Source organism: Desulfonatronospira sp., assembly GCA_003563255.1.
Lineage (GTDB): Bacteria > Desulfobacterota > Desulfovibrionia > Desulfovibrionales > Desulfonatronovibrionaceae > Desulfonatronospira.
In genome coordinates this window covers 1-9,789 of record PWSL01000325.1, presented here as the reverse complement: position 1 = coordinate 9,789, position 9,789 = coordinate 1, and the positions used below count along the sequence as shown (strand labels likewise).

Genomic DNA, 9,789 nt, shown 5'->3' with positions numbered 1-9,789 from the left:
GCAGAGAAAGTCCGGCTGGGAGCCGGGATCCGGTGGCGGAGGCCCTACACCTCCGGACTTCACCAAGATCAAGGAAGCTTTGAACAAGTGGGGCGACAGCAGGCTTATCTTGCTTTTGCTGTTGATTATTGTGGTTGGCTGGCTTGCCACCGGTTTTTTCCGGGTGGAACCGGGCCAGGTGGGAGTGGTACAGCGTTTCGGGGCCGTGGTGGAAGTTACCGAAATGGGCGCTGGTCTCAAGTGGCACTGGCCCAGGCCCGTGGGCCAGGCCACCAAGGTGGACACCCAGCAGATCAGAAGCTTTGAAATCGGGTTCACCCGGGTTGAAGGCAGAAAGCGGGTCAACCGGGATGAAGCATTGATGCTTACCAAAGACAAAAACATTGTCCATTTCGAGATAATAGTCCACTACCAGGTCCAGAATCCTGCCCAATACCTTTTCGAGATTGAAAATCCCGAGGAAGTTATCAAAACCACCACGGAAAGCGCCCTTCGAAGTGCCGTGGGCACCCTGGAGATAGACCGGGCCATTGTGGCCGAGGGGCTCAGCCGGATAGCCAACAATACCCAGGATCTGCTGCAGGAGCTGCTGGACGACTACAATTCCGGTCTTCGAGTGGTAAACGTCAGGACCGAGCGGGGGGATGCCCCCCAGGAAGTGCGCCAAGCATTTCATGACGTGGTCCGGGCCATGGAGGACAAGGAAAGGCTTATCCACAGGGCCGAGGAGTACAGGGAAGATATCATACCCAGGGCCAGGGGCGAAAGGGCCCAGAGGATCCTGGAGGCCCAGGGTGAAGTCAAGAGATTCGGACAGCTCCTGGTGGAATACCGCAAAGCCAAGGGAGTCACGCGGCAGAGGCTCTACCTGGAGACCATCGGAGATATCCTTCCCGGAGTGAACAAGATTATTCTGGACAAGGATGCCGCAGAAAGAGTGATGCTTTTTCCAGACGGGGGAGGCATGCGTTTTGAGACCATTGAGGCGGGAAGGTAGCCATGGCTGTCAAAGGCGATATATTTCGGAGGAATAAATGAAAATTGCAGCATACTTGCCGGTGGCGCTTATCCTGGGCGTCATCGTTTTTTTCCTGTCCATATTCACTGTGGACGAAAGGGAATATGCACTTGTCCTGCAGCTTGGCGAGCACAAGCGCACTATCAAAGAACCGGGGCTTCACTTCAAGATCCCCCTGATCCAGTCTGCAATCCTTATTGACAGAAGAGTACAGACCAGCGACGTCGGTGCTGACGAGTTTTTGACTGTGGATATGGAAAGACTGCTCATCGACCATATTACCCGCTGGCACGTAAAAGACCCTCTTCTTTTCTACATGACGGTGCGCAATGTCCAGGAGGCCCAGGGCCGGATCCAGAATGTGGTGGTTGCAGAACTAAGAGACGTTGTCAGTAACGAATCCATTTTAAATATCATCGCCGAGGAGCGCGAAGCCCTCATGACCCTGGTCAGCGAGCGGGCCAGGGAGCGTATAGATGATTTCGGGATTATGGTTAACGACGTCCGGATGAAGCGGGTTGATTTTCCGCCCGAAGTTGAAGACAACGTCTTTGCCCGTATGGAGGCCGAAAGAGAGAGGATCGCGGCCAGGCACCGGGCCGAGGGCGAGGAAATAGCCATGGAGGTCAGGGCCCAGGCTGATGCAGACAGGCAGAGAATCCTGGGAGAAGGTGAAGCACTGGCCACTGAAACATTTGCTGAGGGGTTTACCGAGGATATCCTGTTACTGAAAGACGAAGAGGGACTGCCGGTCTCCGGTGCCTTCGTAACCCTTAACGGCAGGGATATCGGTATGAGCGACACCGCCGGGCGCATTACAGTGGCTTTTCCCAAGGTGGACCAGGTAACATTGCAGGCGCAGGTAGAAAGAGAGGACAGCGTCTTACACGGCAGCCTGGAAGGCAGCCTGGAAAACGGACACCTCACCGCGGTCTCCAGGTCCGGGGAGTTGCACCTGGAGTTTGAAGGGCGCCCTGCAACCTACCTGGGATACTTGGCGGATGAAGAATTTTTTCGATTCCTCAAATCCCTCAGCACGTATCAGCGTATCATGCTTCCAAGCGGTACCACCATGGTGCTGAGCACTGATTCCGAACTGTTTGACTACCTGGGCGGACCGGGTATGCCCTTTGAGGTTGAGATGGAGTAACTACCACTACTGCGACACTTTATTTTTAACTCGAAGGTATCTGTTTAGCGCTTTTTAGGAAAGCAGGGGACAGGCACTCCGGAACCCACTTGAGCATCAATTTGTGCTCAAAATGACTCATTTTCTGGGACAAGTGGGTCCCGGAAGAGCCAGTCCCCATGCCACATCCAAAGCGCTAAACAGATACACTCGAAGGGGACTCTCGAAGGGGACTGGCTCACCGCACTTATTTTGCTTACAGAAGACTGACGGATTTTAAAAATAAGTGCGGGGTGCCAGTCCCCGGTGGCCGAGGCAAAAATTAACACAAAGTGTCGCTGTAGTGCGACTGACTGTATGCTTTTCTTTTTTTTGACTGATGTCCATGTTTTCACGGATTCAAGGTAGAGCTTCAGGCCCGAACCAGCCATCAGGCCTGGGCATCCATAGCCCCCGGAAGCATGGCCAGGGCCATCTGCATCTCCACCTTGAACCTGTTTTGAACCGCTGACTGTACAGCTTCGCTGGAACTGGTGAATCTTCTGCTCCTTTCATGGTAAACCGCCTGAATCATGTCCCGGTCAGGGGTATCAACGTTTTTGAAATCCACCTTTTCGGCCGCCCTCTCAAAAATGTTCATGGACCCGTGCACACCGTGCTGCACCGCGGTACTCCATAAAACCTCCCTCAGGGCCGGAGACGCCTGCTCCATGTTCAAGCCGGTGCGGGACTCTACCCCTCTGGCAGCAGGCATGAAAAAAGTTTCATGAATGAACTCGTGCTGCAGTTCCGGGAATAGTGCCGGATGCTCCCTGTCAATTTTTTGCCATTCCCTGGGCACTTCGCCTGTTCTGCCGCATGCGTTCAAGGGCCCGGCCTCCTTGAGCCGCCTGGCCAGTTCAGGTGCCCGGGCTTCCAGGAATTCAAGAAATTCCCCCATGGTGCCCATGTTGGAGGAGAGCTGGTAAATGCCGTAACAGGTGCCGCCTCGGTGATCGTAACCAATGGCATCGGACCTGTTGGCTGACTCAAACCTGGCTGCCAGCCTGCCGGGCCGCTGTTTTTCCTGCCTGGTTTCACCGGGTGTGGATATATTTTCATACGGCCTGTATGCGGCATGCCCCTGGTAAGCTTTGGCCACGCGCTCTTTTTGCACCGCGCCTGGGTTTAGTTCACCCGGGTGAATATTTGGCGGATCTTTATCAGTGCCGGACCCAAGAGCAGTCGAAGTCACCTGGACCGGTTCTGTGGAAGCAGGCCGTTCAAGGTCCGCCTGCAGCACCCCGGTCCCCTGGCCTTTAGTTTCCGGGAGTTTGTCCAGCGTCAGTTCAGAGACCTTGACATGCCTGGGCTGATTGAGCCCGGCTGTAGTGACATCAGGCGTTTCGGCAGCAGTAATTTTTTCAGCCCCGGTATCTTTATTCTTACTGGAGGATATATCAGGCTGAGCAGTGGAGCGCATGGAGTCTATAAAGGCCGAAATTACGGGTTGTTGCGGCACTCTGGAGCCCGAGACTTCCATGGTATTCACAATACGTGATGCCAGACCCGGCAGGGTGTCCCGGATCTGGCCAGGCATTTGCCGACCGGATTCAGTGACATCATGCTCCGGATGGGTGGCCTGAAAGTCAATTTTCCGGCGCAGGGTATGTCCCTGGGATTGCTGCTCACCTGATCTGCCTTCCCCGGCTTCTGCCCGGTTGCCGCTCGAGAAAGTCCGGGCGCTGTTCGACACATCACCCCCGGCATGGCTTATCGCGCCATCCAGCAATATCCCTGCAGAACGGGGGATTGATACGGTGGGCACAGTAGAGGGGGGAGCTGTTGCCAGTTTTTTGTTCATTATCAGATCAAACAGCCTGTCCTGAATGTTTTCGGCAGGAGCCTGGGCCTTTTCACTGAGTCTTTCCTGAAGTGCATTCATGCCATAATCAGGGTGATTGATAATCATGCCGGTATCCTTTTGAGGTATGTGCCTGGAATGCCTTCTCCACGCAGCATGGTGCTGGATTATAAGATTACAGTTGCTGATTTCCTGAGTGTACACATTATTTTTGGGATAGCTTTTTCAATAATCATACCATGAGCCATGTCCCGGGATGGTATGTGGATTCCTGTAGTGGTAGTTACTTGAAAGTTAAAAGCTCAAAACTTCGCCCGGTTCAGCCACGCTTACTGGAGATAATCAAGATATGACAGACCACTATCGAAGTTATGCCGGTCCAGGAGAACAGGCAGCCATTATTATTCTGATCCTGATTCAAGTGGTGCTGGTGTCCTGGTATGTTTACCAGCAGCGGATGGAGGCTCGTCACTGGCCTGATAAGGTCTTCAAGGTCGGCTACATAGTCTCGGAAAGGGTCGAATCGAAAATCAGCCCGTATGGTCCGGGTCTGGAAAAGGAACTGGTTGTAGAATTCTGCCGCAGAAACAACCTGACCCCGGTATGGGTAGAGTTGAACTGTTGCTCCCAGGGAATAGAAGGCCTTGAAAATAATGAAATACATTTATTCCTGCCTTCCCCCGGCATTCAGGTTCCCGACAGCAGACAGCTGGCCAGGGGTCCAGAGTACCTGGAGGGCGGATTTCTCATCCTGCACAATCGGTGGCGTCATCCTCTCGACAGCCTGGAAGATCTATGCCTCACCGATGTGGTTGTCCCTGACGGTCGGGTTTTTGAAGACATCCTGGAATACCTGCGGGTGGAACTTGAATGCGTCATAAAGCCCGATAAAAGAACCGCTCCGGGCATAGAGTTTTTTGAGGCCATGACGGATCGCAAATTCCGGTTCGGCATCAAGGACGAAATAAACTATAAATTCTTTAAGGGATTATTCCCAGAGGTGCGCAACAGCGGTTCTTTTGACAAGGATTATGCACTCAACTGGATCTGGAACAGATATTACATAAACCTGGATAAAAAACTTAAGCAGTTCTGGATGGATATACAGCACTCCGGACTGCTGGAGGAATTACTGGATAAATATCTGGGCTTTTATCCCGAGAGCCAGGATCCTTATGCACTCAGGCATTTTGAGCAGGCTCTCAAAAAAGAGCTGCCAAAATATATCGACACAATTCTGGAAGCTTCCCGGAGGTACGACCTGGATCCCTTGCTGCTGGTTGCCCTTATTTACCAGGAGTCTCATTTCGATCCCGTGGCCACCAGCCGTACCGGGGTGAGGGGGCTTCTGCAGATCACCTCTCAAACTGCGGAATTCCTGGGGATTGAGGATCGCCTGGATCCTCATGAGAGTATCATGGGCGGGGCCAGATACCTGCAGATGCTGGGGGAGCGTATGGACAGAATCGACATTACATCCTGGGACAAGTGGTTCATGGTACTGGCAGCCTACAACCAGGGCCTGGGCCATGTCTACGATGCCAGGACTCTGGCTGAACGTAAAGGTTACAATCCTGACTCCTGGACCTGGCTCAAGAAATCCTACCCCCTTCTAAGTTATGAAAAATATTATAAAACTTTGCCCAGGGGTTATGCCAGAGGACAGGAGGCAGTGAATTTCGTGGACAATGTGCGTTATTACTACTACCTGCTGTACGGCAAGATCTTACTCTCGAGGTTTGAATCTGAGGACCTTGGCCGATTTCTTGACTTTATTCCTTCGAACTGGCCTGAGTGAGTTTTTTTTCCCGCCGCTTTTAGCCAGGGGCTGACTGCTCAGACACTTGTTGAAAAGCTGGTTCTTCCACCGGACCGACTGGATCATGGAAAGGATTAATATATCCTCCTCCCATTCCCGGCTGGGGGTAAAATTTTGCACCCGTTCGTAATACTTGTCCCACAGACTGATGAGTGAGGCTTCATCAAGGCTGTTGAGTTCATCGGCCAGTTTTTTGAGAACCTTGTCCATGTTGTGTGTCATCCTTTTGTATCTCTGAATATTGAATTTACTTCCGTCCAGCTTGCAGGCCTGAAAAAGTTTGCTCCTGCATCAGGCCTGTGTTAAGAAAAAAAACTCCCTTGAGCAACCCCGAAAAAGTATATTTTAGGAGGATGGAAAACATGCAGGATTTGAGAAAGATGTATAAGGACATTAAAGAAGATCCTTTTCCCAGAGAAATGAGCATAAAGCTTGGGAACCAGGAAATCAAGATGCGCAAACGGACCTGGGTGGTACAGGACCGGGAGAAGGGCCTGCGCTACGGTGAGAACCCGGATCAGGCAGCGGCCATGTACGAACCTGTTGAAGGCGGCCTGGAGCTTGGCGGGGTCAGGTTCAAGGGCGCCGGGCAGGGCCTTGTTTCCGCCATTTCCGAAGAGGACATGCTGCAGGCCGGCAAGCATCCCGGCAAGATCAATCTCACTGATGTGGACAACGGCATCAATATCCTGCAGTACCTGCACAAAAAGCCAGCGGCCGTGATTCTTAAGCACAACAATCCCTGCGGTGCGGCCTGGTCCAATGACGGCGTTCTGGATGTGCTGCAGAAGGCCTACTATTCGGACCGCATTGCAGCCTTTGGAGGGGCGGTGGTCCTGAACAGGCCTATAGATATGGCCGGAGCGGAATTTCTGGCGGACAACTACCTGGAGGTGGTGGCGGCTCCTGAATTCGAACCCGGGGCCCTGGACAAACTCAAGACCCGCAAGAACCTGCGCATCATCAAGATGTCCGGGCTTGGCAGGCTGCAGGATTTTGCTGACTATCCTTTTCTGGATATCAAGTCCCTGCAGGACGGCGGAGTCATAGTCCAGTTTTCCTTTACCAGCCGCATGCGCGAAGCAAAGGATTTCATACCGGCCCAGGCCAAAAGCGGAGACCTGATGGTCAGCTCCAGGCATCCTGATGAGCGCGAAACCGAAGACCTGCTGTTCGCCTGGGCTGTGGAGGCCGGGGTGACCTCCAATTCAGTACTGTTTGCCCGGGACGGCCGAACACTGTCCATTGGCACAGGGGAGCAGGACCGGGTTGGCTGTGTGGATTTGACTATCCACAAGGCATATACCAAGTATATGGACATGCAGATTTTTAAACAGACCGGTCAGTCGATTTACCAGGCCAGGGAGCAGGCCAAGAAGGATCCAGAGGCCGAAAAACTGCTGGATTCTGTGCAGGAGCAGGCCAAGAAGGACCGCGCGGACCTTCCGGGTGCTGTTATGGTTTCAGACGGGTTCTTTCCTTTCAGAGACGGGGTGGACCTGGCCCTGGAACAGGGCATTACCGCCATTGCACAGCCCGGAGGTTCCATGCGGGACAACGAAGTCATCCAGGCCCTGAACGAGGCCAAGCCCCAGGCGGCCATGGTATTTACAGGCCAGCGGTCTTTCAAGCATTAAAGGCAAGGCTCTTGAGCGAACTCAAGCTTCACAGTTCAGAACTGCGTCCCGGGCAGATAGTGGAGTACCTGCAGAACAACCAGCCCCTTGTATCTCTTGTGCAGGAGGTACAGTCCTCCAGGGCCCGGGTACTCAATATCAACCAGCGTGAAGTCAAGCTTCCCGCATCCAGGATCATGCCCTGGAAGGGGCCGGTTTATTCACCGGAACTCTCCAGGCAGGAGACTTTGCAGCTTCTCCAGGAGCACCACCAGGCCCGCAGAAACATCCAGGATGAACTGGACATAATGGATGTATGGTCCATGGCCCAGGGAGAGATAGTCCAGGCCTCCATCTTCTGGTTCGCAGGGCTGGTCTGGGACCAGCCCGATGCGGACCGGGTGGCGGCCCTGGGCAGGGCCATGCTGCAGGCCAGAACGTATTTCAAGTTTTCCCCCCCGGATTTTGAGGTTTATTCCCAGGAAACGGCTCAGAAAAAGATTGAGGAGGAGCGCATAACTCGGGAAAGGGAGCGGCTGGTAAGTATTGGCAAGGATTTTTTTAAAGAGCTGCATACCTCCCTGAACCGCTCCGAGGTCCCGGCAGAGCCGCAGGATCCCCAGGTGGCGGCCCGGCTTCGAGCTATCCTGGAACGCCGCATCAAGTACCCCGAGGACAACCAGACCCAGGATCTGTGGAGCAAGCTTTCAGCAGGACTTCCCCAGGATCCCCAGCTGCCCTTCCTGCTGGCCAGGGCCTGGGGGATATATCCCGAACATTACAACTTTCTGCTGGATCAGGCTGATTATGCCTGGGAGGATTCCTGGTCCGAACCTTATGCGCATGAAATCCGGGACCTGTCGCAACAGCTGGAACGAGATGCCGGCCGGCCGGCCACCGCCGGGCTTATCAGCATCGACTCCGCCTCCACCAGGGATATTGATGATGCTTTTCATATCCGGGAGCATGCCGACGGATTCTCCCTGACCCTGGCCCTGGCCGGGCCGGGACTTTTCTGGGATTTTGGTTCAGAACTGGACAAGGCTGTGGCCCACAGGTTTTCCAGTCTATACCTGCCTGAAGGAAAAAGCGACATGCTGCCCCGGGTGCTGGCTGAAGAGATGTTCAGTCTGAACCAGGAACAGGTCCGTCCGGCAATGGTGCTGGACCTGGAGCTGGATTTCCAGGGAAGGGTTTACCGGTTTGAGCCCCGTCTGGACTGGGTTGTGGTGCAGGCCAATCGTACTTATGCCGATGTGGAGGATGAGCTTGCTCTAGATGCGGCTTCCAACCTGGGTTCCGCCCTTAGGCTGGCCAGAACCCTGCGCCGGAAAAGGCTGGAGCAGGGAGCGGTAATCATCGAGCAAAGCGAACCCAGCATCAAGCTCGAAAGGACCCCGCAACAGGTCCTGGTCAACCTTATGCCCGGCATAAGCAACCCCGGGGCACACCTCATTGTCTCAGAACTTATGCTTCTGTGCAATACCATTCTGGCAAACTGGGCCCGGGAGAAGGACATACCTGTATTCTACCGTACCCAGGACATTGTACTGCCCAGGGACTACAGCGGGGTCTGGCGGAAACCGGAAGAGATTTACCGCATTATCCGCTCCATGGGGCCCACCCTTACCGAGACTCAGCCTCGTCCCCACAGGTCCATCGGAGCAGAGGCCTACGCCTCGGTCACCTCCCCCCTGCGGCGCTACGTTGACCTGGTAAACCAGGCCCAGATCGCAGCAGCCCTCAGGGGAGGGAGCTGCATGGACAGGGCCGGGCTGGAAAATATGCTGCCCATGATGAACACCCGCATGGGGCAGGTGAGCCGGATTCAAAAATTCCGCCCCAGATACTGGAAGCTGGTATACTTCAAGCAACAGGCCAGGAGCAACACCTGGACCGGAATTGTGGTGGACAACAGCGGTCCGGTGGTTTTGTCCCTGCCCCGGGAACAGGTTCTTTTGCGGGCCCCACCGGAAATCTTCGGTGAAAAGGCCATGATAGGTCAGGCCTTCAGACTGCGCCTGGGCAAAATCGATCCCCTGAACAACGAAATCCATGTCCTGGAGGCCTGGGAGGAGTAGGTTTTTTCGTATCTGTTCAGCGCTTTGCATATGGCACGGGAACTGGCTCTTCCGGGACCCGCTTGTCCCCAAAAAAGAGTCGTTTTAACACTAAGGCGGGCTTTGCCTGCAACCCAAAGAAGAATATTGAACCACAAAGACACAAAGTTCACTAAGTTTAAGACAGTAAGGAGGGTATTTTTTGAAAACCGGGCAACGGTTTTCAAAAAGGCTGCCTTTTCATTTGCCGTCTTCCCGGCAAATGAAAAACCAAAACCCTTTGTGCTTTCTTCCTTTGTGTCCT

At 54.0% G+C, this 9,789-nt stretch carries 8 protein-coding genes; 6 read left to right on the top strand and 2 right to left on the bottom strand.

Features of this window, described 5'->3' with window-relative positions:
* Both hflK and QZP87_RS09500 read left to right on the top strand, forming a co-directional pair.
* Window positions 1-997, top strand: a 997-nt coding sequence (gene hflK, locus QZP87_RS09505; protein WP_291322683.1) for an FtsH protease activity modulator HflK, incomplete at its 5' end; no start/stop codon positions are given.
* 37 nt (window positions 998-1,034) lie between these two features.
* Window positions 1,035-2,168, top strand: coding sequence for a protease modulator HflC (locus QZP87_RS09500; RefSeq protein ID WP_291322682.1), 1,134 nt, complete (start codon window positions 1,035-1,037; stop codon window positions 2,166-2,168).
* 409 nt (window positions 2,169-2,577) lie between these two features.
* Here QZP87_RS09500 and QZP87_RS09495 read toward each other — a convergent pair whose 3' ends face one another.
* Window positions 2,578-4,098 carry a hypothetical protein gene (locus tag QZP87_RS09495; protein ID WP_291322681.1) on the bottom strand — a complete coding sequence of 507 codons (1,521 nt, stop codon included), beginning with the start codon at window positions 4,096-4,098 and terminating at the stop codon, window positions 2,578-2,580.
* 241 nt (window positions 4,099-4,339) lie between these two features.
* Here QZP87_RS09495 and QZP87_RS09490 point away from each other — a divergent pair, with 241 nt between their 5' ends.
* Entirely contained in the window at window positions 4,340-5,788 is a 1,449-nt protein-coding gene (locus QZP87_RS09490) for a transglycosylase SLT domain-containing protein (protein WP_291322680.1), read from the top strand.
* Here QZP87_RS09490 and QZP87_RS09485 read toward each other — a convergent pair.
* Window positions 5,717-6,019, bottom strand: a complete 303-nt coding sequence (locus QZP87_RS09485) for a hypothetical protein (RefSeq protein WP_291322679.1) — start codon at window positions 6,017-6,019, stop codon at window positions 5,717-5,719. The two genes, QZP87_RS09490 and QZP87_RS09485, sit on opposite strands and share 72 nt — an antisense overlap.
* 152 nt (window positions 6,020-6,171) lie before the next feature.
* On the opposite strand from QZP87_RS09485, the gene QZP87_RS09480 reads away from it, so the two are divergent.
* From QZP87_RS09480 to QZP87_RS09470, 3 genes are all read left to right on the top strand, one after another.
* Entirely contained in the window at window positions 6,172-7,446 is a 1,275-nt protein-coding gene (locus tag QZP87_RS09480) for an IMP cyclohydrolase (protein WP_291322678.1), read from the top strand.
* A gap of 11 nt (window positions 7,447-7,457) precedes the next feature.
* Window positions 7,458-9,506 (top strand): ribonuclease catalytic domain-containing protein, encoded by a 2,049-nt coding sequence (locus QZP87_RS09475; RefSeq protein ID WP_291322677.1) that lies wholly within the window; start codon window positions 7,458-7,460, stop codon window positions 9,504-9,506.
* Between the two features lie 30 nt (window positions 9,507-9,536).
* Window positions 9,537-9,789, top strand: a 253-nt coding sequence (locus QZP87_RS09470; protein WP_291322676.1) for a hypothetical protein, incomplete at its 3' end; no start/stop codon positions are given.